Consider the following 25,887-nt stretch of genomic DNA (forward strand, 5'->3'; position numbering starts at 1 on the left):
CGGATATCTTTTTACGTGAACCTAAATGGTATCATCTGAAGAGCGGCATTATTACGTGGAGGAACACACATGGAACAACTACTGATAGGTAGCTTTCTTTCTGCTATGGCTACTGGAGTGGGCGCCTTGCCTATCCTTTTTTTTAAGTCGGTATCACATCGATGGCGGGATATATTGCTGGCGTTTACGGCTGGAATTATGGTGGCTGCCTCGACATTCAGTCTGATCCCACAGGCACTTCATAGCGCGCCATTTATTATCGTCTGTTTGGGAGTGCTTACCGGAACATTGTTGCTTACGGTGTTGGAAAGCATCGTTCCGCATATCGATCTGGAGCATACGAGAATCAACATTTCGATGGATTCGCAATCGTTGCTGATTTTGTCCGCAATTACCTTGCACAATATTCCAGAGGGCTTGTCTGTTGGCGTGAGCTATTCGAGTGAACAGTCCGGCTTGGGTGGCCTGATTTCTTTTGCAATCGGTCTGCAAAATGCACCAGAAGGCTTCTTGGTCGCTCTCTTCCTGATCAATCAAAGGGTCAGTCGTCTCAAGGCATTTATTTTGGCTACGATGACCGGAGCAGTCGAAATCGTCTCTGGGATCTGTGGCTATTACCTGACCTCTGTGGTTCAAGGGCTGGTGCCATACGGGCTTTCCTTTGCTGCAGGCGCGATGTTGTTTATCGTTTACAAGGAGCTCATCCCCGAAAGCCATGGAGATGGTCATGCTCGTTCGGCGACTTTTTCGTTCATTCTAGGACTTTTGGTCATGATTGGACTAGTTCAGTCGTTCGGATGAGCGGTTTTTTTCAAAAAGCCTCACAAGTGAGAGCAAAAATTCCGAAACCATATATAGATAGATTTCGATTATGGAAGTAGGGAGTGTCACGATGGAAAAGTCTACCTTGATAGGTATAGTTTTAGGTATTATCGCAGTAGTAGTCGGGATGATCTTGAAGCATGCGAGTCCGATGGCATTACTGAATCCAGCAGCGTTTATGATCATCATCGTAGGTACTGTTGCTGCTATCTGTAACGCATTTCCAATGTCGGAAATCAAACGTATTCCTGCTCTTTTCAAGATAATTTTTAAAGAAGAAAAGCTCCCTGAAAAAAAAGAATTGATCGGTCAGTTTATGAACTGGGCTTCCATCGCTCGTCGCGAAGGATTGCTTGCACTGGAAAACACTTCTGATGAGATTGAAGATCCATTTCTGCGTAACGGCATGAAGATGATCATTGATGGTGGGGAACCGGATTTTGTTCGCGATGTTCTGAATGAAGAAATTCACGCCATTGAAGAGCGCCATCAGGCAGGGGCACTCGTCTTTAGCCAAGCGGGAAGCTACGCTCCGACTCTCGGGGTATTGGGTGCGGTTGTCGGTCTGATTGCCGCCTTGGGTAACTTGAGTGACATCGATGCATTGGGTATATCGATTGCGGCGGCGTTCGTAGCTACCTTGCTCGGTATTTTCACGGGTTACGTATTATGGCACCCGTTCGCAACCAAGCTCAAACGGAAATCAAAGGCAGAAATCGAAATCAAAAAAATCATGGTCGAAGGATTGCTTTCCATTCAAGCAGGTGTATCCCCGACTGCGATTGAACAAAAGCTGCTGGTTTACATCCCATACCAAGAGCGTGTAGAAATGAAAGAAGAAATGAAGGAAGAGAAGAGGGAGGAAGGAGCTGCGGTAAATGGCTAAGCGACCAAAGAGACATGCTCATCATGAAGAGCATATGGACGAGTCTTGGCTAATTCCATACGCGGACTTGCTTACCCTTCTGCTTGCTTTGTTTATCGTGTTGTTCGCCTCTAGCGAGATGGATGCGAAGAAGTTTGACCAAATGGTTCGGTCCTTCAACGTTGCAATCAACGGCGGTGTGGGAGTCATGAACTACCCAAGCCCGGTACCGCTAGACCCGGAACTTCAGCAGCAAACCTTGCACAAAGGCGCACAGGAAGCAGAAAAACAGAAGACGGAAGAAGAAAAGCGTCTGGAAGAAGCAGTCCGCAAAGAAACAGAGGACTTGAAAAAGCTACAGACAAAGCTGGACGGATACATTCAGCAAAACAAGCTCCAGGACAAGCTCCAGACCAAGCTGACCGAAGAAGGACTGCTGATCACCATTTTGGACAATGCGTTGTTTGACTCCGGTAAAGCTGATCTGAAACCGGAAGCGAGAAAGCTTGCGTCTGAAATGGCAGCGATGCTGGTGCCTCACCCGAAAAAAGTGACTGTAACTGGTCATACGGACAATGTGCCAATTCGCCGAGCAGAGTTCCCATCCAACTGGGATCTCAGTGCCAAACGTTCGGTTAACTTCTTGAAGGTGCTTCTTGAAAACAAGAACCTAGACCCGACGAAGTTCAGCGCGACAGGCTTGGGAGAATACCATCCGGTAGCGCCGAATACGACGGCAGAAGGCAGAGCGAAAAACAGACGAGTAGAGGTAGCGATCCTGCGTGATCTGGCATCTCCTCCGAAAAATAGTGTGAATCCGTAACAACAAAAAGGATAGCGCCTTGAGTGCTATCCTTTGTTTTTTTAGTAGCTGTAGTGGAGGGGAAGAAGCCCATTTCCAGTCTACGCTTCGACCTACGCCCTACTAAGGGGAAGGACTGTCCGCTCTGAAATGAATGGCGGGAGCGCTTCAAAAGTAGAGCTTCGAGGATGTATTCGCAGAGGTTGAAGCTGAAAACCCCCGCCATTCATTTCTCCGCTAAGTAGGGGCTCCAGAGGCGCTAGGACTGGAAATGTGCTTCTTCCCAAGTGGCTTTTTTCTTCATCTTGAAAGTAGCATTTAGTAGGTTTTTTCTTAAAAATTGCAGGTGGAATCACAACAGTTCGCAGAGGAAACAGGAGAAATAAGCGAAGATCTTTGGACACACCTACCAAGGCTCCGTGAAAAAAAGAGAAACTGCCTTTAGCGTCCACCTCTGAGAAGCCTCCTGAACAGTCAACTTTGGACGCGGTTTCACTTTTTTTCACGGAGCCGGGCACCCCCAGCTTCCCGGCAGGTGTTCCAAGAAGCTGAGCGTTTTCTCCTGTTTCCTCCCCACCACAACAGCTATACTGAGTTCTCCCCCAAATCCAGCTTCAATTGCCCCATCCTCATTTCGCCCCACTCATACATCATTTCCACAATAGGCAACAAAGTCATCCCCAACTCCGTCATGGAATACTCCACACGCGGGGGAACCTCAGGGAATACTTCCCGGTGAACAATCCCGTCTTCGATTAGCTCTTTTAACTGATTCGTCAGCATTTTATGTGTGATTTTCGGAAACAGCCGTTGCAGCTCGCTAAAGCGATGCGGGCCTTCTACCCCTAAATGCCACAGGATCACGACTTTCCATTTTCCGCTGAACATAGACAAGGTCAGCTCCTTGGAACAAGTGAAATCACCGTTTTTTATTTTTTCCAAGGTTTCTTTCCGCAAGTCGGACATAGTTTTCTCCTCACAATCCTATCTTCGGTGCAACAGCTCCAGCAAAGCAAGCATTCTTATGTTGCGCCTCGTTCCCTTCCATCATAAACGGTGCGAGATGATTTTTCATTGAGTTTTCTGGTTCATCTTGACAGCGTTCATGAAAATGAAGATAATAAACATAATAACTAAGTAAACAGCTCGGAATACTTACAATAAAAGAGGTGAGTTCTTTGGAACGGATTTTGCAAATACCTAGCGACACGATTTCGTTGACGGCTACCCTGCATGAACCTACATGCACAACAGGCAAGACCAGAATGAAGTACCCGTTGGTTGTCATTTGCCACGGCTTTATTGGCAGTCGGATTGGAGTGAACCGCTTGTTTGTAAAAGCTGCCAGAGAACTGGCTTCACACGGTTTTGGCGTATTGCGCTTCGATTACGGAGGCTGCGGGGAAAGTGATGGCAATTATGGTGCAGGTGGTTTGGATGTTCTACTTACGCAAACACGTGACGTCCTTGACCATGTTTTCACGTTGGAACAGGTAGATCAGGAGCGCGTGTGCCTGTTAGGGCATAGTTTGGGTGGTGCGGTCAGTGTACTGACAGCGAGCCAGGATAAACGAATACACTCGCTCATCCTATGGGCACCGGTAGCACGACCCTTCGATGATATCGTTCGGATCGTGGGGGAGAAGGAATACAAGGAAGCACTTTCATACGGCAAAGCCGATCATATGGGCTACGGTTTGGAGAAGAGATTTTTCCAGTCGCTGGGTACCGCTCTTCCGCTGCGTCAAGCCAAGCAGTTTGAGGGAGATGTGTTAATCCTGCATGGCAATCGGGATGACGTCATTGCGGTGGATGCCATGTTCCACTACGAGCGAGAGCTGCATCTGCGGAGACGGGGGAGCTGCGAAACAGAAGTAGTAGTCGGAGGAGACCATACCTTTTCTTCGACAGACAGCTACAAACGCTTGATTGCGAGTACGAAGAGCTGGCTGGCAAGATTGCAGGAGAAGGAGACAGTTGCCGTATAAGGAAAAGGGATGGCCCTGGTGACGGGCTATCCCTTTTTTGCGATATTGGCTTTGATTTCGTTCAGCAGCCCGCGGCAACCCGCATTCACCAGGTCGTACACATAGGTGAAACGCCCCGTATAATAAGGGTCCTCCACATTTTGTTCCTGGGCAGAATCGGCAAAGTCGAGCAGGCGGTTCACCTTTTTCCCTGAAGGCGCCATCTGCTTGAGTGCAGACAAATTTTCCTCATCCATGCAGACGATGTAGTCGTACTCCGAGAAGTCCTGTGTGATGATTTGGCGAGCACGCAGTGTATCATGCGCAATCCCATTCTCGGTCAACACCTTTTGTGTACCTTTGTGAGGAGGTTCCCCAGCGTGCCAACCACCGATCCCTGCTGAATCGATGGAGATTTCCCCAGCCAATCCCTCAGCCTCTACGAGCTGTCGAAATACGGCTTCGGCCATAGGCGAGCGACAAATATTGCCCAGACAAACGAACAACACTTTCGTCATACGTACGTTCCTCTCTTCCTTTATATCATGCTTCTCTTTGTAGAATACCATAAGGTGGTCCTTTGCCGAAGTGTCGCACGTTCATTGCCAAATGCAGCGTTTTTTGATATGATAAGGACAGTTACCCCAAGAAAAGAACTGCATATGTACTGAGTTTTCTAGGGTTCCGCGGTCAGTCATCTGGCCGGTCAGGACCGAGAGAAAACCCACGACCACGGTCGTGTACACGGAGGGATAAAAGCCCGGGAGGAATATCTGTGATGGTATTCACCCGAGGCTTTTTTTGCATTCGGAAAAAGCATGAGCCATCTTGGATGAGTATGTATTTTGGGGAACGATAAAAACGGATACGTCCGTTGCCATGAACGTAAAAGAAAGAGGAGGGAGTCAGAACATGGGGAAATATTGGTTGATGGTTGTCGTGGCAGCAGTATTTGAAGTCATGTGGGTAGCGGGCTTGAAGCACGCCGACAGCTTTTGGTCATGGGCGTTGACCATCGTAGCGATTATTATCAGCTTTGGTGTTTTGGTCTATTCAGGGAAAAAGCTACCGACGAGTACGGTTTATGCGATCTTCGTCGGTTTAGGTACAGCCGGTACCGTTATTAGCGAAATGGTCCTGTTTGGAGAACCATTCAGCTGGACAAAAGTAGGCTTGATCGCGCTTCTTCTGGGGGGAATCCTTGGGTTGAAGCTGGTCACACCGGATCATGAAGAGAAGCCGAAGAGGGAGGGTGAAGTGGCATGACATGGTTATCCTTAATTTTTGCAGGGTTGTTTGAGGTCGTAGGCGTGATGGGGATTACACAGGTCAACACGAAGCCTTCTTTCCGTTCCTTCGCGGTACTAATCGGCGGTTTTTCGATCAGCTTTCTTCTTCTGTCTCTTGCGATGAGAGAAATCCCTATGGGAACGGCCTATGCGGTTTGGACAGGGATTGGTACGGTAGGTAGTGCTCTTGTCGGGATGATATTTTATGGAGAAGCAAAAGACAAGCTGCGGATCTTGTGCATCGCCGTGGTGATTATAGCAGTAGCAGGATTGAAATTAGTCGCATAAGGTAGCGGTAATAAGGAAAGGCAGATATTCCACTTCGGATGTCTGCCTTTTCTTTGTGCATATATTCCATTTCTCAATAGGAACACTCCTTTCGAATAGGGAATAGTAAAGAAAATCGTCTCGTTCAAGGAGGGAATGGCAGCACCATGGGCTCTTTCTGGGCAACGCTAAAAAAGGGAAATATGTCCTCGGCGACAGCGGCTTTGGGGAACACTGGGCTTGCTATCGCAAAAGGCTTTGCGGCAGTCTATAGTGGGAGTGGAGCCATGTTTGCGTCGGCGATGCATTCGGTAGCCGATGCGGTCAACCAGTTCTTCGTTTTCTTTGGCAGCGTACTTGCAGAGAAAAAACCGACACCGAGGTTCCCTACAGGTTTTGGTCGTGTCATCAATATTTTCTGTATGGTCGCGGTGATCGTCGTAACCGTCATGGCCTACGAAACTATTATCAAAGGTTTCCATCTCATTTCCGAGCCAGTAGAATCCAGCCATTTTTGGTTGAATTTCATTATTTTGTCTCTGGCGGTCATCGTGGATGGATACGTGCTTGTGAAAGTAATGTTCGAAATCGTTCATGAAGCTCGGGTGGAAGCGAAGGGCTTTGCTGTCATCCCTGCAGCCTTTCGGAATGTAGGACGTGCGGCTCCACCGACACGACTTGTCTTTTACGAAGACATCGTGGCAACCCTCGGTGCGTTATTGGCGCTGATTGCCGTTATCGTCACTACGTTTACTTCCTTTGCCTTGCTGGACGGGATTGCCACCATTCTGATCGGGATTCTCATGGTGGGTGTGGCATTCAAGGTAGGGTACGACAACATGGTCGGTTTGATTGGTATTGCAGCTCCCAAAGAAATCGAGGATCGGGTAGCCAAAGTCATTTTTGCTGACCCGGATGTGACGGACATCAACCGGATGCGGATTGTACAGGAAGGGCGTTTTTACCATGTGGAGTGCTATGTAGAGTTGCGGACAGGACTGAGTCTTGCTGTAGCAGATGATATTAAATACCGCATTCGCGACAGCTTGCTCACCGACCCGGATATTAGCGATGTGACGATGGGAATTTTGGAGGACAACGGTGTGAACGACTGGAAGCAACTTACGGGCCAGGGAACCCCTTAGACGAACGGGGGCGAAGAAACTCACCTGCGAATTAGAAAAGCCCCGCACCAGCCAAGTAAGCAGGTGTGGGGCTTTGGTTTGAGCGAAACGTGTGATGATTAGGAGACGGTCAACAGTTCTTGTTGCTCCGATTCATCATTTTCCAAACGCGTAATCAGGACGCGTGTGACACGGTGATGATCCATCTGTTTGACGGTGAACAGGTAGTTTTCCCATTCTACTGTCGCACCAACAGCGATGTCTTCTTCCAGCTGGCTGTACAACCACCCACCGATTGTGTCTACATCTTCGGATTCGAGTTCGAACGGAAGATGGTCATTCAGGTCAGCCAACACGAGCATACCGGATACGGAGAGGCCATTGTCCAGCTTCTCAATCTCTGGTCTTTCCTCGTCAAACTCGTCTTGGATATCCCCAACGATTTCTTCCAGAATATCCTCCATCGTCACGAGACCGGCTGTTCCGCCGTATTCGTCGATGACAATCGCGAGCTGCGAACGGTTTTTCTGCATCAAGCGCAATACCGTGCTGATTTCCATGGTTTCCGGTACGGTCAGGACAGGGCGGACCAACGAATCCAGCTCCACGCTTCCGTCTTGCAAGGCAGAAAGGTAGAAGTCTGTCGCATGGACAAAACCGATGATGTTATCCTTGTCCTCATCTGCAACTGGAAAACGTGTGTGGCGCTGCGAGCGGATAATCTCTAGGTTTTCTTCAAAGGTATTCGTCGTATATAAGCAAACCATATCAATGCGCGGGATCATCGTTTCCCGAGCAACGGTTTCGGAGAAGTCAAAAACTTGTTCCACAAGAGCCAATTCGGTTTGGTCGATATGGCCACTTTGGTGACTTTGGTTGACCAACAGGCGAATTTCTTCTTCGGTATGTGCCGCTTCATGTTCCGAGATGGCTTCGAGTCCGAGTCGTCTCATGAGAGCGTTGGCTGTTCCGTTCAGGAACCAGATAGCCGGGTAAAGCAATTTATAGAAAAACATCAATGGCGCGGCAACCCACAACGAGGTCATTTCTGCTTTTTGAATGGCCAATGATTTCGGAGCCAACTCACCCAAGACAATGTGGAGGAACGTAATAATCGCAAAGGCTACACCAAAAGAAATCGCGGAGATCGCATATTCAGGCAATCCTGAAGATCCAAGCAAAGGCTCCACAATCATATGGGCAATGGCCGGTTCCCCGACCCAACCCAGTCCCAACGAGGCGAGAGTAATCCCGACCTGGCAGGCAGATAGGTAGGCGTCTAGCTTATGCGTTACTTTTTGGGCATAGACTGCACGTCTGTTACCCTCATTCACCATCTGTGTCAGGCGCGTTTGCCGCACCTTCACGAGTGAGAACTCTGCGGCTACGAAAAAGCCGTTAAGAAAAACAAGAAATATAACAAGCAGTAGGTTGAGCACTATCGGGACGGTGTCCAAGTAAAAAGTCATCCTCTCTGGAATTTTATGAAAGTACTATTTTCTATTTTACTCTGATTGGGTGGAACGCACAAAAGCGATATACCACCGTAGGGGGCGTTTCTGCCCTTTTGGTCGGGAAGAGCGACCCTCAGATAACCGTAGCGCACGTTTTTGCGCTCGGAGAAGGCCGCAGATAGGCATCCGTTTCTGTCAAGCAATGCAAAGTGCAAGCGGTTACCTGTGCAGAATTTGTTGGGCGTATACGAAAAACGCTGACAGCACAGCAGCTAGACCGAGATAGGCCACTAACACTTTCCACTTCGTAGAGGCAGGCGCATCGTAATACGTAGTGAGCTGGTGCATTTGCTCATCCAGTTCGGCTAATCTCTCTTGCGCTGCACGTTCCCCATCACGAAGTGCATCCGATGGGATCGGTCGGTTCGGGTCCGAATCGTAATACAAAACAGGCTCTCGTTCCCACAGTCTGAACAGTTCCCATTTTCTGTTCAGATACACTTTATCGAGTCGCTTGAAGTCACGCTGAAGGCGTTGCTTGTCCTGCAAAAACGGAACATAAAATTTCTTCAAATCTTCCTGATTGATCGCATTTACCTCGGCATTCATTTGCATGCGGATATCCCATGTCGATTCCAATGTGGGCCATTTGGCTATGCTTTGCTGAAAGTCTGCAATCCTTTCGCGCTCGTAGTGCAGGAGCTTTTGTTGATAGCTACCACGTAGGCGGTTGTACCACGTAATCAAGCCGATGATGAAAATGAACACGGTAATCGGTCCTGGGTTGGCAAACAGCATAACGCCCAGCCCGACTAACCCGATAAACCAAATTTTCGTCGACAATACCGAAACGATGCGTCCGCCATCCAGCGGGGAGATGGGCAGTAGGTTAAATAAATTAAGCATAGCACCCAAGTAGATAACCAACCCCCAGAAAGGGTCCTGCGTATACCAATACAGCGGAAGGGCAGGCAAGAATGCAATCATCCCCGCCAAGGGTCCGCCGTAGGCTAAGTACGCCTCTGTTTTTGCATCTCGCGGCATGTCTTTCATGGCAATGAAGGCTCCGGCAAAAGGAATAAAGACAGCGGGTGAGGTCGCGATTCCTTTTCGCTTGGCGGCAATCACATGGCCCATTTCGTGGACGAAGATCAGATAGACGAGAGCCACAGCGAATTTCCATCCGTAAAAAATGGCATACGCCCACAAGGTAATCCCCATGGATATAATGGTGGTCCCGAATTTCGAAAACTTCAGTATGCTAAGTATCCATTTTAAATTGGCAAGTAAGAAAGCACCGATCGCCAAAAGGACTGAACGGCTTTTTTTCATCGTTTTTCCTCCCAGAAGATATAGGCAGATATTCCTTCTTACGAATCACACCAAGAGAAGTTTCTATTCTAGTTCTCATCCAGACGAGGGTTAGTGAAGTGAAAGCCGTACTCGCCATAGAGCGGATTGTAGCTCAGATGTCCACCGTCGAAATACCAGAAATCAGTTGGACGAATGACAAATCGCAACCCCTCTACTTCAAACACAGCATCGTCGGTGAGGGCCTCATCTTTTTCAATCGCATAAAACATACCACCGGTCCTAGGGCCGCTTGTTCGTACATACAATCGAAGCGTATCTCCAGGTACAAAGTCGGCATAACGTTGATAGGCAAGCGAAAACGCAGGCTCTATCGCAAGTGTGATACTCATGGACTAGCTCCTTTCTGCTACTTGTCTTCCATTGTAACACAAGTCAGAGTAGTGTCCCGAAGCTCAAGGTGCAAGCGCAATCCAAAAACACCCGTCCGGTCAGAGGTGTCTCTGCCGAACGGGCTGCATGAAAAAGCTAGCGTTAGTCCTTGCCTTTGCTCACATCAAAGGTCGGGTGCATAAAACGCGCTCCATCTTGTTCTTCTTGATCCTCGAGGAGCTCACGATTTTCTATCGAGTTCCAGCCAATGTCGTTGGTCGGATGTACCCACTGGTCCCCTGCCATGATGGAGGGATCGGTTTCAGTGCTCCAGTTGTGTAAGGGAGATTCCTTGGACTCGTACAAGCTGTCACCGATGACGACTCCGAACTCATTGACGAATGGCGTTTGAATTGTACGGGACGAGTTTTTGAAGTCAGGAGCACTGATTTGATGCGGCAGCGTCCCATCGAGGGAAATATCCTTCGTCTTGTCGTTCTTTTGCTTATCGTTATCCATCATCTGGACCTCCTTTTATCCCATAGCATGCATCAGTCACTGACCCCTTATTCGGTTTCGGAGGGCAGCTCGCGCCCAGCCCAAATGAGACCCAGCCGCATATGCTAAAAAAAGGGGGAAGATCTGATGTTAACGAGTGTGATCATTCCCGTCAGAGATGCAGCCCATCAGCTTCTGTATACCTTATTTAGCCTGAACTTGCAGTTTGCCGATTTTGAAAAATATGAAGTGATCGTGCTGGATAACGGCTCCACAGATGGGCTGGCAGAGAAGCTGGCTGGCTTTACCGCATATTATTCTTTGCAAGTGGTGCGTTTTCGCAGACGTGTTTCGCTCTCCCGCCTGTTTAACACGGGAATCCAGCAGGCGAAAGGTGAACTGCTCGTATTTGTAGCGTGTAATATGATGGTTCCCCGCGAGTTTATCGGCGTACATCAGCAGGCTCACGAGCGGGTACAGGATATGATTTTGCTGGGGCTTTGTACGAGGAGGATTTACTCCGTATACGAACCTCAGTTTAGCGCCAGTCAGCATGCCGAATGTCAAAAATGGCTGGAACAAAATCCACATATTAAGCGACCGCATACGTTGGTCAAAACGATACCGTTACTGGAAGAAAATCAAATTGCAAACGGACAGTTCGCGCCAATTGGCTTGCCCTGTCCCGTCTCCCTGAAGCGGATGAGCATCAGGGAAAAATACGGGGCAAAGCTCGAGCGATATCGTTCGCCCTGGACGATGTTTTCCACACAGCATGTTTCCCTGCTGCGTGAGGATGCCAGGAGGGCAGGAGCTTTTCGAGTATTGCCACGGATCGAAATGGAGCGGGACTTTGCCAAACGATTGTTAAAAGTCGGATGTTCTTTCCAATTTGACGAGAAGCTCACCTTGCTGAAGCAGGAACGCGCTATTCGAAAAGTAAGCCAACAAAACCCGCCGCCCAGTAAAAATCGCCGAGCATAATGGCTGCCCGGCGGTTTTTTTGTTAGCGGTTTTCTTTTAGCCTTTCTTGTGGTTCACTATTAATGGAGCCGTCAGAGCGGACAGCCTCGGATTGGGCTTTGGGTCCTCGGATTTCAGCAGTTTTTCCAAAATCTTTTTCTTTGTTACGAACCATGTGATGTCCTCCTCTTTGTGAAAGATGAAGATAGTATGACCCGGATGGGACCAGAGAATGAGGACAGAATGAGGATAGGGAAAGGGTGGCAATTTCAATGGCGAAAAAACAACGAAAACCACAGCGTCAAGAAGTGACAACAACTACAACAGACGCGAAAAGCGGATTGAACAGTTTGAAGGATATGCTGAATGCAGATGCGCTCGGAGCACTCAAGCAGCTTGAAAAAGACATGAAGACAGAAGGCGAGCGCCAAGCGAAGGAAGCAGCCGAACAAAAGCGCCGGGAGCAGGAAGAACGCGAGCGCAACAAGAGCTTTGGTGAGCTTTTGGACGATTATGAGAAAAAAAGCGGAGGCAAGTACAGCTAATGCGAGATGGACGGCAAACGGACCGACCGGATACTTCCAAAAATGGTTTGATGAAAAAGCGTCAACAAGATATCAAGGACGAATCCATCAAGGAACGGGGCCGGATGGTCCTCGGTCGATTGGGCAAAAAGGACCCGAAGAAGTGATTTTTTCTCTCTCATCCCCATATAGCTAGGAGTGAGGGGAGGGAAGTCATGGGGACAATCCTGCTCCTGTTTAGCCTCTTGTGTGTGGCGGTGGGTACCTGGAAGTTAATCGGGATCTACAAGGCAGAAAAGGCTGACAGCAAGCCGCTCTGGTGGACAGTCGCGAGCGTGGGGATTGCGCTTTTTTTTCTTTTGAAGCTGGTAACTGATACGTTGCCAACATAAACAAGCACCTGTAGCCAGAGAGCTTACAGGTGCTTGTTTTTTGGAAAAACCATTTTTCCTTATTCGTAACGCAGTGCTTCGATTGGATCGAGCTTGGCTGCCTTATTGGCCGGATAGAGGCCGAAGAAAATACCGATGGCACTGGAGAAGCCGAATGCGATAAATACGCTGTTCCAGGACATAAGCGGCGGCAACTGTGCAAAATAGGCGATGATTGAAGCAATACCAAGGCCAAACAACACCCCGATCAGTCCACCGATCAAGCAGACGATAACCGATTCAATCAAAAACTGAATCAAAATATCTCGTCGGCGTGCTCCTAATGCTTTGCGAATCCCGATTTCGCGAGTACGCTCTGTCACGGATACGAGCATGATGTTCATAACGCCGACGCCGCCAACCACGAGGGAGATACCTGCGATGATACTGAAGATCAGCGTCAAGGTGCCCGTCATTTGATTAAACTGATCCATTGATTCTTGCATGCTGCGAACTCTGTAATGGTCTTCCTTTTGATGCTTGCGGCTCAAGTACTGTTTGACCTGCTGCATGGCTGGTTCGACAGAGGCTTTGTCGATCGCTTTTCCCATGATCATTTGGACAGAAGGCTCTTCCTGCAGGCTCATTTCGTAACGAATGGGAATAATCGCTCCATAACTCGTTGCCATATCGAACTTGAACTTCTCTTCCGTGTACGTCCCGATTACGACGAGAGATTGATTCCCCCAGCGAACACGCTGACCAATCGGGTTCATTTGACCGAACAGTTTTTGAGCAAGAGCTTCTTCAAGGACGATGACAGCACGTTGCTCTTTGTCATCTACCTCGTTGAAAAGTCGCCCTTTTGCCACTTTCAATGTTGACTGCATCGAAAAATAATCAGCAGTGGAGGCAGTGAGGGAGACTCGCTCTTCTTTTTTCGGACCCTTCAAATCAATCGTACTGGAGTTGGAAGGCACGATGTATTCGATGGCAGGACTAATCCTGCCGAGCACCTCGGTATCTTCTACGGTCATGTCTTCTGAGGCTATTTCTTCTTTTGTCTCCCAATCGATGAAGACGTTAAACGTGTTCTGCCCGAACTTTTCCATCTCTTCGTTGATGGCTCTCTGTCCACCTTCACCGAGTGCCGTGACGACAATGACGGAGGTAATCCCGATGATGATCCCGAGCATGGTCAAGATCGAGCGCATTTTATTCGCCCAGATACCCTCCACGGCGGTGTTAAAGCTTTCCATAAAATTCATGTGACAATCACCTCGTCAGACGGCTTGGAGAATATCCGCTCCGTAACCTTTTCATCGCGAATGATCACGCCATCCTTGAAAGTCACAATCCGCTCAGCGTGCTGGGCGATATCCAATTCGTGGGTAACGAGAATGATCGTAACGCCCTGCGCATGCAGTTCCTGAAACATGGCCATGATTTCGACCCCGGAGCGGCTGTCCAGATTTCCCGTTGGTTCGTCTGCCAGCAGGATGGCTGGTTTATTGACCAGTGCTCTGGCAATCGCTACACGCTGTTTTTGACCACCGGATAGCTGGGTTGGTTTATGGTCCATGCGTTCAGCCAACCCCACTCGTTTGAGTGCTTCTGTAGCCCGTTTACGTCGTTCTGAGCGGCTGACATTCGCGTACATCATCGGCAACTCTACATTGTGCAAGGAGCTAGAGCGGGCGAGTAGATTAAACGATTGGAACACAAAGCCGATCTTTTGGTTGCGAACAACGGCGAGCTCCGTATCCTTCAGGCTGCTAACCTCAATGCCGTCTAGCATGTACGAACCCGAATCTGGACGATCCAGGCAGCCCAGCATGTTCATAAACGTCGATTTCCCTGATCCTGATGGCCCCATGATGGCAACGAATTCGCCTTGTTCCACCAGCAGGGAGACACCTTTTAAGATGGGCAGTACGGTATCACCCGTCTTGTATGCTTTCGTCAAGCCTTCTACATGAAGCATCGTCGGCTGACCTCCTTCTTTACGTCTTACATACCCATTGGTGCGCCGCCGCCACTCATTGGCATGATAGGAGCTCCTTCAGTCAGGGATTCGACAGGGCCTAAAATCACTTGCTCATCACCGTTAAGTCCAGACTTGACGTGAGTGAACAACTCATTTTCCATGCCGGTTTCTACCTTCTGCTTTTTCGCAACACCGTTAGCAGATACCCAGACAAAGGTACTGCCGTCAGCATCTTGCTGTACAGCTTCGATTGGCACTTGCATGGCATTATCGATTTTTTCGACGGAGATGTTGATGTCCACATGGAAGCCAGGCTTCAAAGCAGATAGAGCTCCAGATGGTTTGAGGGTGATTTTGACGCGTGTTTTTTCACCTTGCCCCGACTTGGTGGCAGTAGTGGTCGCGGTTGGAGAGATGCGAACTACTTCCGCATTCAGCTTTTTCTTGCCAAGTGTCACGCCTTCAATCGTGGCAGTTTGACCGATTTTGAGCTTGTTGACATCGGATTCGTTGATGTCTGCTTCAATCAACAGATTGTTTAGATTGGCAAGGGTCAAGATTTCCGTTCCCTTGTTGACGTATTGACCGTTATCAGCTGCAACGCCAATGACGGTTCCATCCATAGGTGCTACGACGACGCTTTGGACTCGTTCTTTATTCAGCTGTGCTTTATCTACATTCAGCTTGTTGATTTGGGCTTGCTGAGCGGCAACGTCTTCCTTGCGTGGCCCCTTTTGTTTGAGAGCGAGCTGTTGCTTGGCGACATTCAGCGTAGATAGAGCGCTATCCATTTGTGATTTCAACTTGTCCAGCTCTTGCTGGGTAGAAGCACCAGAAGTGAATAATTGATTCATCCGATCATATTCTCGCTTTGCCGCATCGTATTCACGCTGGGCTTGGGAGACACGTTCTTGGTCTTGTGCGACTTCTTCTGGCTCGTTGCCGATTTGTGCCTTAGCGAGGTTGGCTTTGGCCAAGTCCATTTGCGCTTCCAGCTCGAGGATTCGGCTATCGACATCGGACGTGTCGATTTTCGCGATCACTTGTCCCTTTTTCACCTTGTCGCCTTCTTTGACGACAAACTCGCGTAAGGTTCCAGTGACGTTGGCGTACTGTTTGAGCTTGTCTTCTACGGTGACGAGCCCTGATGTCAAAACCTTGCTTTCCAAAGCTGATTTCGTTGGTGCGCCGATGTTGACAGGCATTCCCATAGCTTGTTGCGATCCCATCATGGAAAACGCAACGCCCCCGATGCCCAGGAGGACTACGACGGAACCGATGATCCACCATCGTTTTTTCATGTTCATTCTCCTTGCTTTGGTAAGAACCATATTATTTCATTGCTCGAAAGGTTTTTACGGTAGTACTGGAAAAAGGTAACATGAAATGCCAAGTGTTCACAATTTGGACATATTTAAGTGCATTTTGATACGTTTTGTCGGAAGGTTCTTTGCTGCCAATTGCCGTGATATCATAGATAAAGATGAGATGACGTTCCTCGGAGGGGAGCTATGAACAAAACGATTCGTTTTGATTACGTCAACGCTCTAGCCTTTGTCAAACAGCATGAGTGGGAGCAGCTTTCTCCAGTGATCGAAATTGCGCATCAAATGCTTCATTCAAGGACGGGACCTGGCAAGGATTATCTTGGTTGGGTCGATTGGCCGGATCAATACGACCGGGACGAGTATGAACGAATCCGCCAAGCGTCAGCCCGGATTCAATCGGATTCGGATGTGCTTCTGGTGATTGGCATCGGAGGCTCGTATCTAGGGGCAAAAGCGGTGCTTGACATTTTGGGCCACAGCTTCTACAATTTGCTGCCGAAGTCCAAGCGACGTTCCCCAGAGATCTATTTTGTGGGCAACAATATTAGTCCGATTTATATCTCTCATCTGATGGACGTATTAGAAGGAAAAAATGTGTCTATCAACGTCATCTCAAAATCGGGCACGACGACAGAGCCAGCTATCGCGTTTCGACTTTTTCGGGAATGGCTGGAAAAGAAATACGGACGTGAAGAGGCCAAAAAACGAATTTACATTACGACCGATAAACAGCGGGGAGCCCTGAAAAAGCTGGCGGATGACGAGGGCTATGAGTGCTTTGTCATTCCGGATGATATCGGTGGGCGATATTCTGTCCTGACCGCGGTTGGATTGTTGCCGATCGCTGTAAGCGGGGCGAACATGGATGCACTCATGCAAGGGGCGAAGGATGCACGCGAACGCTACATGGTCATGGATTTGCGTGATAATCCATGCTATCAGTATGCGGCGATCCGCAATGCACTCTACCGAAAAGGCAAGACAGTAGAGCTGTTGGTTAGCTATGAGCCGCAGTTTCGCTACTTTGCGGAGTGGTGGAAGCAGCTCTTCGGGGAATCGGAGGGCAAAGATGGTAAAGGAATTTTTCCGGCTTCTGCCGAGTTTTCAACGGACTTGCATTCGTTGGGCCAATACATACAGGACGGCATGAGGCATTTGTTTGAGACCGTTGTGTCTGTGACGAAGCCCGCTGTGGATTTGACTGTCCAGGAGGACCCCGCTGACGTCGATGGGTTGAATTTTTTGACTGGCAAACGAATGGGATATGTCAATAAAAAAGCTTTCGAGGGAACGGTGCTGGCCCATGTGGACGGCGGCGTACCGAATCTGCTTGTGGAAATACCGGAGGCGTCAGCTTACTATCTCGGTGGACTGATTTACTTTTTTGAAAAGGCATGCGGAATCAGCGGCTATTTGCTGGGCGTAAATCCGTTTGATCAGCCAGGGGTGGAGGCGTATAAAGCTAATATGTTTGCCTTACTGGGCAAGCCGGGCTACGAGCGGCAGAAAGCGGAACTGGAGGCTAGATTGCGCGAGAATAAGACGTATTTGACCGTCGAGGAGACAGCCGCCTATTTGGAGCTTCCCGAGATATTTATTATGGAAAAAATTAAGCAGGGGCGCATCCGTGCTGTCCATGACGGCAATGAGTATATCATCAACAAAGAGCAATTCAATCATCATCTGGAGGAAATTCGCAAGCTTCGGGAGTTCGAGGATGCCGCACGTCATGACCCGATTCCAGAGAGCTATGATGTGAAGGATGAGGATTAACCAGCGGACGTGCTTGTCAGATGGTTGCAAACAGGACTATACTTACAAAGGAATATCATAATAAACAAGCAACTTGGGGAGTCCTTCATGCGGGGCTGAGAGGATGGAAGCAATCGACCATCGACCCATTGCACCTGATCCGGATCATGCCGGCGCAGGGATACGGTTGCCGGCAGACAGCGCTTTTTTTCTTGATTTACCTATGCGTATGTAGCCCACCTTTTCCTGCTCAGGAACGGGTGGGCTTTTTTGTTATGGAGGTTATTCGTGGCTGTAGTGGAGAGAAGAATATTTCCAGTCTAGGCTCCAGGCTCCGTCCTGCTGAGAGCTAAGACTGCCCGCTCCGAAGGGATTCGCGGGGAAACGCAAAAGTGGTAGCCGCTTCGTAGACCGGGCACGGTTGCGTTTCTTTTGCCCGCGAATCCCTTCTCCGCTCGGTAGGACTCCACAAGTCGCTATGTCTGGAAATATTCTTCTCTAGCGTAACTGAGGGCATTCTTCCTAATTTTTAAAGCTTTAAACTATCGGAAAACAACGTAAGCCCGTAGAGGAAACAGGAGAAATAAGCGAAGATCTTAGGGACACCGACCGAGACGCAATGCAAAAAACGAAACACGCTCTTAAGCGTCCACCTCTGAAAAGGCATCCTGAAGATACCACTTTGGACGCGGTTTCGTTTTTTGCATGGAGTCGTGCAGTCAATCCCGCAGGGGGTGGCCCTAGAAGCTGAGCGTTTTCTCCTGTTTCCTCCACACCACAACAGCAACGTACAAGAAGTTTTTAAATCTTTTTATTAGACATAAGTACATCATGGTGAGGAGAGAAAAAGATGAGTGATTGTCTGGTAGTGGGTGGAGGAATTATCGGTTTGAGCTTGGCATATGAGCTGTCACGGCGTGGGGTGAGCGTTACCTTGGTCGAGCAGGGCGAATGGGGAGGTCAGGCGTCTTCTGCTGCGGCCGGAATGCTTGCTCCTTTGAAGGAATTCACGGCCCCCGGCCCGATGCTCGATTTGGGCATGGAATCACTTGCGCTATACCCGGAATGGGCAGCAGAGCTGGAGGAATTGACTGGTGGTGACGTACAGCTAAGCTTGGAGGGGTTGCTGACCGTCGCGTTAAATGAGGAGGAAGTCCAACAGCTCGCCGACAAGTACCGTTGGCAAAAAGAAGCGGGACATGCTGTGCATTGGCTATCGAATACAGCGCAAGTGAAAGAGGTAGAGCCACTTCTGACCGATCAAGTGCAAGCGGCAATCTATTCACCGTACGAAGGACATATCAACAATCGAATGCTTCTTCGCGCCTTGGCTACTGCTTGCCAATTGCAAGGAGTAAAGCTGTTATCTGGCTGCGTGGTGAGCGGCATTGCGGTAAAAGGCGGAAAAGTGATCGGGATAGAGACCTCTACAGGGTCACTACGTGCCGCACAGACGGTGATTTCCTCGGGAGCGTGGGTTGGAATGATGCTTGCGATGCTGGGCATTTCCGTGCCGATTCGCCCTGTACGCGGACAGATTGCGGCCGTCTCATCCGTGGGTATTCCATTACGAACGGTGATTTTCGGAACGACAGGCTACATCACTCCGAAAAAGGATGGAAAAATTGTCATTGGTGCGACTGAGGATGAGAGTGGCTTCCAGCGGGACGTTACAATGGCGGGATTAGCCAGTATCCTACAAGGGACCATGCCATATGTTCCCGCGCTACACTCCGCTACCTTTTTGGAGGCTTGGGGTGGACTTCGACCTGCGACACAAGATGGCAAGCCGCTCTTGGGCCCCGTTCCTGGCTGGGAAGGTTTGTCGATCGCAGGTGGACATTTTCGCAATGGTATCCTGCTTTCCCCCGTCACGGGTAAATGGATGGCGGACTTTGTGGAAAAAGGGGAGACAGAGCACCTTTTGCCATTTTTACCTGCCCGCTTTCTGTAAATTGGGCTAGTCTCGCCTAGATTCTGGTAACCTCCCCATAGGCACTTGTATATGGTAATAAAGAAACACCAGAAGGGGAGGAGTTTCGATGCAGTCTGATTCTGATAAAAACCTGTATCAGGCTGACATTCAGTTTGTCAGCCTGTTAAAGGATATGCGAGAAAATGTGCACAACATCTGCAAGGAGCACGTGGAGAAAAAAGTGCGCATCGAAGCAATTGACGGGCAAGTGTTTGAAGGCGTCATTGTCGATTATGATGATCAGAACGTATACGTAGAAGTTGTAGACCAGGATGCGGGGGAAGAAGAAGAAGAAGTTTTCGACGAGTATGAATATGAGAATTATGAGAACTATGAGGACTATGAGGACTACAATCCTTATCAAGTAATGGAAGTGGCCAATCGGCAGCCGTATGGAGGATGGGAGCAATATCCTGATTATTACTTTCAGTATGTGAGCTATAACCCTTATGCAGGTTATCCTCCCTATGGCGATCTCAGTCCTTATGGAGGCAATCCATACTTTTCGCAGGCAAGTCCCTACGGCGATGAGTACAATCCATACGGTCAGGTCAGTCCTTTCGGCAGCTCCAACAACTCACGGGTCAGCCCGTTTAGCAGCAGCAATCGCCCGGCCCCCCGAGTCAGCCCGTATAGCAGCAGCAATCGTCCACCGCAAGTCAGTCCATATAGCCAACAGAAGCCACAGGTGAGTCCTTGGGAGCAAAATATTTCGCCATTTCCACCATTCCCGCCGTATCCGCCATTTTTTTGTCCGCCGCCGCCACCTCCACCGCCCTATGTTTTGCCAAAAGTTCAAGGGAGAAGACGGAAAAGATGCCGGAACGGACGTAAAATCATTCCATTGGCACTCTTTACGCTCCTGACAATTGTCTTGATTTAATAGTGGGGAACTTACAAGCCTCTCAAGGCCATCACGGCTTAGGAGGCTTGCTGCTTTTTGTAGATGTGGGAGTACAACCTCGTCTTTTGTCACACACTACGAACAAAACGGTGGACGTTTCTCACAGAATAAATAAAGGCAGGGATAGACGATGAAACAAATAAACAGTAGCTTGCCAGGCACGCGGGCGACATTTGGCTATTTTCGTGAAGCTCTTCAGCCGCACTTTACACTATCCAACTGGGATTATGAGCAAGGGTACTTCGACCGGGCGCTGGATGACAAGAACATGGTCTTTTTGCGCTTGCCTGTAAAAGTATTGCAAGGCGAGCTCGACAGCCCGGATGCATGGCTGGAACTCGGACGGCCGTTTGTGATCCGGCATGTGTACCAGACTGGGGTAGAGGAAGATATCGGCTACATGGAGCCGCTCGCTTCGGGTTTGATGAATCAGTTTCAGGAGCCGATAGATAAGGACGCACAGATTGATTCGAGATGGATTCGAAAAGCAGAGGCAATTGTCAAAGAGCTGGAGAATCGCCTCGCGTGAGACAGGCCGTCGAAAGGCCTGTTTTTTTCTTGACCATGGCAGGGAAAATATCGATGCCTAAAGAATGGTAGCACATGGAAAAAGCGAGGTGGAAATATGGCCTGGTACCATGCAGTGGCGAAATGGTATTGGAAAATCCGCAAGCCTCTCACCTTAGGTGTCCGTGTCATTGTAACGGATGAAGAAAAGGGAGTCTTGTTGATCCGGCATACGTATGTCCATGGCTGGTATTTGCCGGGAGGAGGAGTAGAGCGAGGAGAGTCATTTGGGGATGCTGCTCGCAGGGAGTTGTGGGAGGAATGCGGAATACGAGCGGACGGACTTACCCTCTGCCATCTTTTTTACAGTGAGCGGGAAGGGAAACGAGACCACATTGCCTTGTATCATGTCGACCTCACACCCGGTCAAGAATTGCATAAAGATGACAAAGAAGTAGCGGAAATACGCTTTTTCGCTTGGGATGAGCTTCCTCGGGAAATATCACCAGCTACAGAGAGGCGTTTATCTCAATTTCGCAAGCAGTCTTTTCAGAGTGACCGCTGGTGACAAGTGGGATTTTATGCAAGTCGATTTTTCCTATGGTATAGTGAAGACAAACAACAGAGCGTGCAAGACCGCTTGTAAGGATAAAAGTGAGGGCAGACCAGCATGAAGATTGCGACTGTACTGCGAAATGATGATTATACACGAGAAGTGGAACAAGCCTTGAAAGAAAAGCTACAAGCAGCCAATAGCCCGTTTACCTTCGTCAAGGGACCGGCTGAACAACCGGATATGGTGTTGTCCATCGGGGGAGATGGGACGCTTTTGGAGGCCGTACATCAATACGGAATCGAGCCGTCCTATGTGGGGATTCACACAGGACATCTCGGCTTTTATGCGGACTGGCGTCCCGAGGAGCTGGACGAATTCGTCGAGCGTCTGATAAACGAAGAGCCTCTGATTGCGGAATACCCGACGGTCCAATGCAGGATCAGCACAAGGGAAGGTAAGCAGTACGAAAAGTGGGCGCTGAATGAAATGGTTTTGCGCAACGCGAATCTGTCTACATTGGTGACATGTGTCTATATAAACGGCGATGAGCTGGAGACATTTCGTGGTGATGGCTTGATTGTATCGTCACCGTCAGGTAGTACAGCTTATAACAAAGCAGTGGATGGAGCGATTGTTCATCCGTCCATTGAGGCGATTCAATTGTCCGAGATCGCTTCGATCAACAACCAAGCGTATCGGACCATCAACAGCTCGCTCGTATTGCCGAAGCATCATGAAGTAGAGCTGATTGTCATGAATCCCGAAATTATGATCGGATTGGACCGCGAGCAGGCGGTATGGAGAGATGTGCGTTCCATTCGGTGCCGAGTGGGTCCAGATAAAGTAAAATTCGCTCGCTACAAACGACTGACGTTTTGGGGGCGGGTTCGCGATTCGTTTATTTCCGGATAAGGACAGCATTGGGGAGGGGAACCAAATGAAAAAAGTAGGAACGCTGCAAACTATTTTCCGTCATCCTGTCAAAGCAATGCGGGGGGAAGAGCTAGCATCAAGTACGGTCGATGAATTTGGCTTGTATGGAGACCGTGCCTATTATTTTTGGGACAATGCCCGGGAAGGTAAGTATCTCAGTGCGGATGTTGTGCCCGCTCTTATTGGGTATCGTGCCAGCATGAGCGAAGGGACAGGAAAAGAAGCGTATCCGCCGATTCGGATCGAAGCTCGGGATGGCAGTGTACATACGTGGGATGATGCTTTATTTGCCCATGTCGCGGAGACGGCGAAGCGCTCCATTACGCCTATGATTAGTAGTCCGCAAGAAGGCGGCGTAAACTGGGAAGACCACATTCTCCTGGTTACGGATGCGTCTCTTAGGGAGATTGCGCGGCAGATTGGCGCAGAACAGGTAGATCCACGACGCTTTCGGGGGAATTTGGTCGTTGTCCTGGAGGATGATGAGCCGTTCGCGGAAGACAAATGGCTGGGCAAACAGATCAAAATCAATGATGTAACCTTGCAAGTCAACAAACACTGCGAGCGCTGTGTATATGTTAATATCGACCCGGATACGTTGGCGATGACTCCTGCCGTATTGAAGGCATGCGTCAAGCGTCACAATAATCACTTCGGCGTCTATGCTTCGGTTGTCAAGACAGGTAGTGTGTCGCAAGGCGATGACGTTTTTTTAGTTGAGATTGGGAGTGAAGGGGAATGATTGCAAGCCCTTTGGAAAAGGTTCGTAGCTACGTACAACGCTATGATTCGAGCATCGAGCCGATTTTGTTTGAACAGCCGTTGCCTACATCCGAAGTCGCTGCACAGGCATTAGGTGTCGAGATTGGCCAAATCGCAAAGTCGATCTTGTTTCGGGTGGATGAGCAGTTCGCCTTGTTTGTTGCAGCAGGCGATGTACGTGTCCATCCCAAGCAAGTGAAGGCAGCGTTTGGACAAGGAAAGCCAAAGATGGCTACGCCGGAAGAGGTAGAAAAAATGACGGGCTTCCGTGTCGGAGCAGTTTGTCCGTTTGCTTTACAGGAGGAAGTGCCTGTCTATGTGGATCGCTCCTTGAAGCGCTTTTCTGTGGTTTATACGGCGGCTGGTATCGCAGAATCACTTTTGCCAGTCACTTATGAGGCCTTGTTGGAGATGACAGGAGCGAAGGAAATCAATGCGGCTTCCGCAGAAGGGGATATATCATGAAAAAATTTGTAGCTTCCATCGCAGTAGTAGCCATAGTCGTAGTCGCTGGTCTTGCCATACTCGGAATGTCTAACCAGACGACTGCAATTGAAAACAACATCTCTCATTCTGCTTCCTCGTTTAAAGAGATGACAACGGACACGTACCTGAGTCATTACAACAAAATCAAAGAAGAATTAGCTGTGAAAGGAATTCATACCCTTCCTTTTCAGCTTGAGCTAGACAAGCAAACGAATTACTACCGTTTTTATTATCCAAAACAAGAAAATTCAGCAAACGAAAAAGCGATATGGGTAAGCGTTATGCTGAGCAGTGATCAAAAAACAATCGACGGTATCATGTATGAAGGGGTTCCTGACGTTCATACAGTGAAGGCGATGATTCAAGCGACTGGACTTACCTGGACTCCGGAGTTGGATCAGTTCATTGCGGTTACCAACGTTGCAAAAACGCCAAAAGAAATGGTTGTTTCCGGTGTGAAAGTAACGATCGAAGGAACGCCAGCTCAAATAAAAGTAATGGTTGACCCCGTGAAATTAGAAGCTCCGAAAAAATTATAATCTTGAACGGAAAAAGTGGTTGGCAGGAGGTTATCGCTGCTCAACCACTTTTTGTTTTCGGCTATAGCTTATCCGTAATGAACTGACTCGCGTTTCTGAACGATTTGGAATAGCTTCATGTAAAGGACGGCACTCAACAGAGAGCATAGCAGGATGAGCGCGAAAATACCAATAGGCATGATCCACTCGGAAAGAATGACGGTCACGGGAGCGAGGAAACGTCCGAGTGAGTACTGTAGGTTAGCAGCGCCCATGTACTGTCCTCGTGCATGTTCTGGTGCGTATTTGCTGACGAAGCTCTGTTCGACCGGCGTTCGCATCACTTCCCCTACTGTAAAAATGACCACGCATCCGAACAACAGCCATGCATTTGTCGTGAATCCCACCAAAAACATGCCTAAGCCAAACAGCAAGGAGGACAAGAGGAAGACATTCCGGTCGGTCCAGTTCTCAAACCATTTGGTAACAGGCAGGGCGCACAGAACAAACAGAAGACCGCTAATTCCCAGCATCCATCCGAAAATCTCCGTACTGGAAAGGGAGAGTGACCATGCTTTCCATGAGAGCAGTGTCTGCGCTGGGACGAATTCTTTTACATAGACTGCCAAAAATAAATCGAGCTGCACGATTGCGATCGTAATCAGCATGCCTGCGAAAATATAGATGGCAAAGGCTTTGTCGCGTAGAATGACGGTGTAGCTCTGCCATTGCTCCTTCATAACGGAAGGGAAATGGATGGAGGCGACAGAGCTTTTTACGGACTGTGGCAGTGTCTCTCGCACATTGAGCCAGATCGCAATCGAATACAAGAAAGTGACAAGCGCACAAGTCCACAGCAGCTCACTGCGGTATTGAAAGAAGAAGATGGCCCCTAGAGCGGGTCCCAATACGGCGCCAATGTTCATGGCTGTAACGAAGGTAGCGAATATTCTGCGTCTGTCTTTTTCGGAGGTGAGATCAGCGACCATCGCAGAACTCGCCGGGCTGTATACCGCTTTGCCAAGACCGACTCCAATAAACGCAAGATAATCGATCCAAGAAGAGAGGGAGAAGGCAAACAGGACAAACATGCCTGCCTGCAAAAACGCTCCTGACAGCATGACAACTCGACGACCAAATCGGTCAGCCAAATAGCCGCCAAAAAGATTGCCGATCATACTCATAATTGGTGGCACTGTCATAAGTAACCCGGCAACATTTTTGCCAAAGGTATCACTAAAGTGGAGAGTAAGAAAGGGAAAGTACATCCAAAACAATAGGTTGAAAAGCGTCTCGCCGATCAATCTGGTCTTCAGGTTCAGATCCCATGACAGCCATTGCACAGCAGGGTTACCTCCTGTTTTTGATTCCCTGGCCAGGTACACCTACTTTAGTGCGAATTTTCAAAAAGATATAGACTTATAATCATCCGTCGGTTACACTAATATCATAAGGGCTAAGGGATTAGACCCTGGCTTAAGATGTGCCACTTTTAGGTATTTGCTTCCTACATAACTAATAAGCCGACACTTCCTTGTGGAAAGGGTGTC

At 48.9% G+C, this 25,887-nt stretch carries 31 protein-coding genes, 1 pseudogene and 2 riboswitches; of the genes and pseudogenes, 21 read left to right on the top strand and 11 right to left on the bottom strand.

Translation table 11 applies throughout. From position 1 onward, the window contains the following. The first annotated feature begins 69 nt into the window (after window positions 1-69). The 3 genes from ACQ5DJ_RS14295 to motB all read left to right on the top strand — a co-directional run bounded on the left by ACQ5DJ_RS14295 (window position 70) and on the right by motB (window position 2,510). Entirely contained in the window at window positions 70-801 is a 732-nt protein-coding gene (locus ACQ5DJ_RS14295; RefSeq protein WP_017249988.1) for a ZIP family metal transporter, read from the top strand. Between the two features lie 91 nt (window positions 802-892). Beyond that, window positions 893-1,708 carry a flagellar motor stator protein MotA gene (gene motA / locus ACQ5DJ_RS14300; protein ID WP_144617652.1) on the top strand — a complete coding sequence of 272 codons (816 nt, stop codon included), beginning with the start codon at window positions 893-895 and terminating at the stop codon, window positions 1,706-1,708. Then, complete coding sequence (gene motB / locus ACQ5DJ_RS14305; protein WP_017249990.1) at window positions 1,701-2,510, top strand: flagellar motor protein MotB; 810 nt, start codon at window positions 1,701-1,703, stop codon at window positions 2,508-2,510. The genes motA and motB overlap by 8 nt, the downstream gene beginning before the upstream one ends. A 564-nt stretch (window positions 2,511-3,074) precedes the next feature. Here the strand turns inward: motB and ACQ5DJ_RS14310 are convergent. After that, window positions 3,075-3,455 carry a winged helix-turn-helix transcriptional regulator gene (locus tag ACQ5DJ_RS14310; RefSeq protein ID WP_429843056.1) on the bottom strand — a complete coding sequence of 127 codons (381 nt, stop codon included), beginning with the start codon at window positions 3,453-3,455 and terminating at the stop codon, window positions 3,075-3,077. Window positions 3,456-3,658: 203 nt separating this feature from the next. On the opposite strand from ACQ5DJ_RS14310, the gene ACQ5DJ_RS14315 reads away from it, so the two are divergent. After that, window positions 3,659-4,477, top strand: coding sequence for an alpha/beta hydrolase family protein (locus tag ACQ5DJ_RS14315; protein ID WP_429843057.1), 819 nt, complete (start codon window positions 3,659-3,661; stop codon window positions 4,475-4,477). 26 nt (window positions 4,478-4,503) lie between these two features. On the opposite strand, the gene ACQ5DJ_RS14320 is transcribed toward ACQ5DJ_RS14315, so the two are convergent. Then, entirely contained in the window at window positions 4,504-4,974 is a 471-nt protein-coding gene (locus tag ACQ5DJ_RS14320; protein WP_429843058.1) for a low molecular weight protein-tyrosine-phosphatase, read from the bottom strand. 147 nt (window positions 4,975-5,121) lie between these two features. Further along, window positions 5,122-5,225, top strand: a riboswitch (guanidine-I (ykkC/yxkD leader). Window positions 5,226-5,368: 143 nt separating this feature from the next. Between ACQ5DJ_RS14320 and ACQ5DJ_RS14325 the strand changes: the two genes are divergently transcribed. The 3 genes from ACQ5DJ_RS14325 to ACQ5DJ_RS14335 all read left to right on the top strand — a co-directional run bounded on the left by ACQ5DJ_RS14325 (window position 5,369) and on the right by ACQ5DJ_RS14335 (window position 7,157). After that, on the top strand, window positions 5,369-5,722 hold the full coding sequence (locus tag ACQ5DJ_RS14325; protein ID WP_144617647.1) for a DMT family transporter: 354 nt from the start codon (window positions 5,369-5,371) through the stop codon (window positions 5,720-5,722). Then, a complete protein-coding gene (locus ACQ5DJ_RS14330; RefSeq protein WP_144617646.1) occupies window positions 5,719-6,033 on the top strand; it encodes a DMT family transporter in 315 nt (104 codons plus the stop codon). Before ACQ5DJ_RS14325 ends, ACQ5DJ_RS14330 begins: the two co-directional genes overlap by 4 nt. A 146-nt stretch (window positions 6,034-6,179) precedes the next feature. Continuing rightward, on the top strand, window positions 6,180-7,157 hold the full coding sequence (locus ACQ5DJ_RS14335; protein WP_429843059.1) for a cation diffusion facilitator family transporter: 978 nt from the start codon (window positions 6,180-6,182) through the stop codon (window positions 7,155-7,157). Window positions 7,158-7,255: 98 nt separating this feature from the next. Here the strand turns inward: ACQ5DJ_RS14335 and ACQ5DJ_RS14340 are convergent, their stop codons facing one another. From ACQ5DJ_RS14340 to ACQ5DJ_RS14355, 4 genes are all read right to left on the bottom strand, one after another. Further along, window positions 7,256-8,593, bottom strand: a complete 1,338-nt coding sequence (locus ACQ5DJ_RS14340; RefSeq protein WP_429843060.1) for a hemolysin family protein — start codon at window positions 8,591-8,593, stop codon at window positions 7,256-7,258. Window positions 8,594-8,809: 216 nt separating this feature from the next. Then, window positions 8,810-9,922 carry a site-2 protease family protein gene (locus tag ACQ5DJ_RS14345; protein WP_429843061.1) on the bottom strand — a complete coding sequence of 371 codons (1,113 nt, stop codon included), beginning with the start codon at window positions 9,920-9,922 and terminating at the stop codon, window positions 8,810-8,812. Between the two features lie 68 nt (window positions 9,923-9,990). After that, window positions 9,991-10,293 carry an iron-sulfur cluster biosynthesis family protein gene (locus ACQ5DJ_RS14350; protein WP_429843062.1) on the bottom strand — a complete coding sequence of 101 codons (303 nt, stop codon included), beginning with the start codon at window positions 10,291-10,293 and terminating at the stop codon, window positions 9,991-9,993. Window positions 10,294-10,435: 142 nt separating this feature from the next. Continuing rightward, entirely contained in the window at window positions 10,436-10,792 is a 357-nt protein-coding gene (locus tag ACQ5DJ_RS14355; RefSeq protein WP_429843169.1) for a DUF3905 domain-containing protein, read from the bottom strand. A 126-nt stretch (window positions 10,793-10,918) separates the two neighbouring features. Here ACQ5DJ_RS14355 and ACQ5DJ_RS14360 point away from each other — a divergent pair, with 126 nt between their 5' ends. Beyond that, window positions 10,919-11,755: a glycosyltransferase family 2 protein gene (locus tag ACQ5DJ_RS14360; RefSeq protein WP_429843063.1), complete on the top strand. Its 837-nt coding sequence runs from the start codon at window positions 10,919-10,921 to the stop codon at window positions 11,753-11,755. A 22-nt stretch (window positions 11,756-11,777) separates the two neighbouring features. On the opposite strand, the gene sspK is transcribed toward ACQ5DJ_RS14360, so the two are convergent. After that, on the bottom strand, window positions 11,778-11,909 hold the full coding sequence (gene sspK, locus ACQ5DJ_RS14365; protein ID WP_007724732.1) for a small acid-soluble spore protein K: 132 nt from the start codon (window positions 11,907-11,909) through the stop codon (window positions 11,778-11,780). 97 nt (window positions 11,910-12,006) lie between these two features. On the opposite strand from sspK, the gene ACQ5DJ_RS14370 reads away from it, so the two are divergent. Genes ACQ5DJ_RS14370 through ACQ5DJ_RS14380 form a run of 3 tightly spaced genes read left to right on the top strand, consistent with a single transcriptional unit; the run spans window position 12,007 to window position 12,650 of the window. Continuing rightward, window positions 12,007-12,279, top strand: coding sequence for a DUF3886 domain-containing protein (locus tag ACQ5DJ_RS14370; protein ID WP_429843064.1), 273 nt, complete (start codon window positions 12,007-12,009; stop codon window positions 12,277-12,279). After that, on the top strand, window positions 12,279-12,425 hold the full coding sequence (locus ACQ5DJ_RS14375; protein ID WP_007724729.1) for a hypothetical protein: 147 nt from the start codon (window positions 12,279-12,281) through the stop codon (window positions 12,423-12,425). The genes ACQ5DJ_RS14370 and ACQ5DJ_RS14375 overlap by 1 nt, the downstream gene beginning before the upstream one ends. Before the next feature lie 48 nt (window positions 12,426-12,473). Continuing rightward, complete coding sequence (locus ACQ5DJ_RS14380; RefSeq protein ID WP_007724726.1) at window positions 12,474-12,650, top strand: hypothetical protein; 177 nt, start codon at window positions 12,474-12,476, stop codon at window positions 12,648-12,650. A gap of 59 nt (window positions 12,651-12,709) precedes the next feature. Here ACQ5DJ_RS14380 and ACQ5DJ_RS14385 read toward each other — a convergent pair whose 3' ends face one another. From ACQ5DJ_RS14385 to ACQ5DJ_RS14395, 3 genes are read right to left on the bottom strand one after another with little or no spacing between them, the layout of a single operon-like run. After that, the gene (locus tag ACQ5DJ_RS14385; protein ID WP_429843065.1) at window positions 12,710-13,897 is read right to left on the bottom strand and encodes an ABC transporter permease; all 1,188 of its coding nucleotides are present in this window, start codon (window positions 13,895-13,897) and stop codon (window positions 12,710-12,712) included. Continuing rightward, the gene (locus ACQ5DJ_RS14390) at window positions 13,894-14,613 is read right to left on the bottom strand and encodes an ABC transporter ATP-binding protein (protein WP_007724719.1); all 720 of its coding nucleotides are present in this window, start codon (window positions 14,611-14,613) and stop codon (window positions 13,894-13,896) included. The genes ACQ5DJ_RS14385 and ACQ5DJ_RS14390 overlap by 4 nt, the downstream gene beginning before the upstream one ends. A 26-nt stretch (window positions 14,614-14,639) precedes the next feature. Further along, the gene (locus tag ACQ5DJ_RS14395; RefSeq protein WP_429843066.1) at window positions 14,640-15,917 is read right to left on the bottom strand and encodes an efflux RND transporter periplasmic adaptor subunit; all 1,278 of its coding nucleotides are present in this window, start codon (window positions 15,915-15,917) and stop codon (window positions 14,640-14,642) included. Between the two features lie 210 nt (window positions 15,918-16,127). Between ACQ5DJ_RS14395 and ACQ5DJ_RS14400 the strand changes: the two are divergent. From ACQ5DJ_RS14400 to ACQ5DJ_RS14445, 10 genes and pseudogenes are all read left to right on the top strand, one after another. Further along, window positions 16,128-17,477, top strand: a pseudogene (locus ACQ5DJ_RS14400) (glucose-6-phosphate isomerase); the annotation flags it as partial. Between the two features lie 15 nt (window positions 17,478-17,492). Beyond that, window positions 17,493-17,717 (top strand): excisionase family DNA-binding protein, encoded by a 225-nt coding sequence (locus ACQ5DJ_RS14405; protein ID WP_429843170.1) that lies wholly within the window; start codon window positions 17,493-17,495, stop codon window positions 17,715-17,717. A 64-nt stretch (window positions 17,718-17,781) separates the two neighbouring features. Beyond that, a riboswitch (TPP riboswitch) is annotated at window positions 17,782-17,898 on the top strand. Between the two features lie 648 nt (window positions 17,899-18,546). Next, a complete protein-coding gene (thiO, locus tag ACQ5DJ_RS14410) occupies window positions 18,547-19,650 on the top strand; it encodes a glycine oxidase ThiO (RefSeq protein ID WP_429843067.1) in 1,104 nt (367 codons plus the stop codon). Window positions 19,651-19,738: 88 nt separating this feature from the next. After that, a complete protein-coding gene (locus ACQ5DJ_RS14415; protein WP_429843068.1) occupies window positions 19,739-20,554 on the top strand; it encodes a hypothetical protein in 816 nt (271 codons plus the stop codon). 151 nt (window positions 20,555-20,705) lie between these two features. Then, window positions 20,706-21,104, top strand: coding sequence for a YugN-like family protein (locus ACQ5DJ_RS14420; RefSeq protein WP_429843069.1), 399 nt, complete (start codon window positions 20,706-20,708; stop codon window positions 21,102-21,104). A 96-nt stretch (window positions 21,105-21,200) separates the two neighbouring features. Further along, entirely contained in the window at window positions 21,201-21,650 is a 450-nt protein-coding gene (locus ACQ5DJ_RS14425) for an NUDIX domain-containing protein (protein WP_429843070.1), read from the top strand. A gap of 102 nt (window positions 21,651-21,752) precedes the next feature. Next, window positions 21,753-22,550, top strand: coding sequence for an NAD kinase (locus ACQ5DJ_RS14430; RefSeq protein WP_429843071.1), 798 nt, complete (start codon window positions 21,753-21,755; stop codon window positions 22,548-22,550). Window positions 22,551-22,575: 25 nt separating this feature from the next. Continuing rightward, the gene (locus ACQ5DJ_RS14435; protein WP_429843072.1) at window positions 22,576-23,313 is read left to right on the top strand and encodes an MOSC domain-containing protein; all 738 of its coding nucleotides are present in this window, start codon (window positions 22,576-22,578) and stop codon (window positions 23,311-23,313) included. Further along, window positions 23,310-23,798 carry a YbaK/EbsC family protein gene (locus ACQ5DJ_RS14440; RefSeq protein ID WP_429843073.1) on the top strand — a complete coding sequence of 163 codons (489 nt, stop codon included), beginning with the start codon at window positions 23,310-23,312 and terminating at the stop codon, window positions 23,796-23,798. Before ACQ5DJ_RS14435 ends, ACQ5DJ_RS14440 begins: the two co-directional genes overlap by 4 nt. Further along, a complete protein-coding gene (locus ACQ5DJ_RS14445; RefSeq protein ID WP_429843074.1) occupies window positions 23,795-24,358 on the top strand; it encodes a hypothetical protein in 564 nt (187 codons plus the stop codon). Before ACQ5DJ_RS14440 ends, ACQ5DJ_RS14445 begins: the two co-directional genes overlap by 4 nt. Window positions 24,359-24,426: 68 nt before the next feature. Here the strand turns inward: ACQ5DJ_RS14445 and ACQ5DJ_RS14450 are convergent, their stop codons facing one another. Then, entirely contained in the window at window positions 24,427-25,680 is a 1,254-nt protein-coding gene (locus ACQ5DJ_RS14450; RefSeq protein ID WP_429843075.1) for an MDR family MFS transporter, read from the bottom strand. Window positions 25,681-25,887 lie beyond the last annotated feature (207 nt).

Source organism: Brevibacillus sp. FIR094, from assembly GCF_050477165.1.
Taxonomy (GTDB): domain Bacteria; phylum Bacillota; class Bacilli; order Brevibacillales; family Brevibacillaceae; genus Brevibacillus.

Excerpts from the sequence above, each read along its gene's own strand:
- ACQ5DJ_RS14375 (WP_007724729.1), top strand. The coding sequence starts at position 12,279 with ATGCGAGATGGACGGCAAACGGACCGACCGGATACTTCCAAAAATGGT.
- ACQ5DJ_RS14380 (WP_007724726.1), top strand. The coding sequence starts at position 12,474 with ATGGGGACAATCCTGCTCCTGTTTAGCCTCTTGTGTGTGGCGGTGGGT.
- ACQ5DJ_RS14325 (WP_144617647.1), top strand. The coding sequence starts at position 5,369 with ATGGGGAAATATTGGTTGATGGTTGTCGTGGCAGCAGTATTTGAAGTC.
- ACQ5DJ_RS14390 (WP_007724719.1), bottom strand. The coding sequence starts at position 14,613 with ATGCTTCATGTAGAAGGCTTGACGAAAGCATACAAGACGGGTGATACC.
- ACQ5DJ_RS14420 (WP_429843069.1), top strand. The coding sequence starts at position 20,706 with ATGAAACAAATAAACAGTAGCTTGCCAGGCACGCGGGCGACATTTGGC.
- ACQ5DJ_RS14425 (WP_429843070.1), top strand. The coding sequence starts at position 21,201 with ATGGCCTGGTACCATGCAGTGGCGAAATGGTATTGGAAAATCCGCAAG.
- ACQ5DJ_RS14360 (WP_429843063.1), top strand. The coding sequence starts at position 10,919 with ATGTTAACGAGTGTGATCATTCCCGTCAGAGATGCAGCCCATCAGCTT.
- ACQ5DJ_RS14385 (WP_429843065.1), bottom strand. The coding sequence starts at position 13,897 with ATGAATTTTATGGAAAGCTTTAACACCGCCGTGGAGGGTATCTGGGCG.
- ACQ5DJ_RS14370 (WP_429843064.1), top strand. The coding sequence starts at position 12,007 with ATGGCGAAAAAACAACGAAAACCACAGCGTCAAGAAGTGACAACAACT.
- ACQ5DJ_RS14330 (WP_144617646.1), top strand. The coding sequence starts at position 5,719 with ATGACATGGTTATCCTTAATTTTTGCAGGGTTGTTTGAGGTCGTAGGC.
- ACQ5DJ_RS14415 (WP_429843068.1), top strand. The coding sequence starts at position 19,739 with ATGCAGTCTGATTCTGATAAAAACCTGTATCAGGCTGACATTCAGTTT.
- ACQ5DJ_RS14320 (WP_429843058.1), bottom strand. The coding sequence starts at position 4,974 with ATGACGAAAGTGTTGTTCGTTTGTCTGGGCAATATTTGTCGCTCGCCT.
- ACQ5DJ_RS14310 (WP_429843056.1), bottom strand. The coding sequence starts at position 3,455 with ATGTCCGACTTGCGGAAAGAAACCTTGGAAAAAATAAAAAACGGTGAT.
- ACQ5DJ_RS14350 (WP_429843062.1), bottom strand. The coding sequence starts at position 10,293 with ATGAGTATCACACTTGCGATAGAGCCTGCGTTTTCGCTTGCCTATCAA.
- ACQ5DJ_RS14395 (WP_429843066.1), bottom strand. The coding sequence starts at position 15,917 with ATGAAAAAACGATGGTGGATCATCGGTTCCGTCGTAGTCCTCCTGGGC.
- sspK (WP_007724732.1), bottom strand. The coding sequence starts at position 11,909 with ATGGTTCGTAACAAAGAAAAAGATTTTGGAAAAACTGCTGAAATCCGA.
- ACQ5DJ_RS14335 (WP_429843059.1), top strand. The coding sequence starts at position 6,180 with ATGGGCTCTTTCTGGGCAACGCTAAAAAAGGGAAATATGTCCTCGGCG.
- ACQ5DJ_RS14345 (WP_429843061.1), bottom strand. The coding sequence starts at position 9,922 with ATGAAAAAAAGCCGTTCAGTCCTTTTGGCGATCGGTGCTTTCTTACTT.
- ACQ5DJ_RS14445 (WP_429843074.1), top strand. The coding sequence starts at position 23,795 with ATGAAAAAATTTGTAGCTTCCATCGCAGTAGTAGCCATAGTCGTAGTC.
- ACQ5DJ_RS14435 (WP_429843072.1), top strand. The coding sequence starts at position 22,576 with ATGAAAAAAGTAGGAACGCTGCAAACTATTTTCCGTCATCCTGTCAAA.
- ACQ5DJ_RS14295 (WP_017249988.1), top strand. The coding sequence starts at position 70 with ATGGAACAACTACTGATAGGTAGCTTTCTTTCTGCTATGGCTACTGGA.
- ACQ5DJ_RS14440 (WP_429843073.1), top strand. The coding sequence starts at position 23,310 with ATGATTGCAAGCCCTTTGGAAAAGGTTCGTAGCTACGTACAACGCTAT.
- thiO (WP_429843067.1), top strand. The coding sequence starts at position 18,547 with ATGAGTGATTGTCTGGTAGTGGGTGGAGGAATTATCGGTTTGAGCTTG.
- motB (WP_017249990.1), top strand. The coding sequence starts at position 1,701 with ATGGCTAAGCGACCAAAGAGACATGCTCATCATGAAGAGCATATGGAC.
- motA (WP_144617652.1), top strand. The coding sequence starts at position 893 with ATGGAAAAGTCTACCTTGATAGGTATAGTTTTAGGTATTATCGCAGTA.
- ACQ5DJ_RS14355 (WP_429843169.1), bottom strand. The coding sequence starts at position 10,792 with ATGGATAACGATAAGCAAAAGAACGACAAGACGAAGGATATTTCCCTC.
- ACQ5DJ_RS14430 (WP_429843071.1), top strand. The coding sequence starts at position 21,753 with ATGAAGATTGCGACTGTACTGCGAAATGATGATTATACACGAGAAGTG.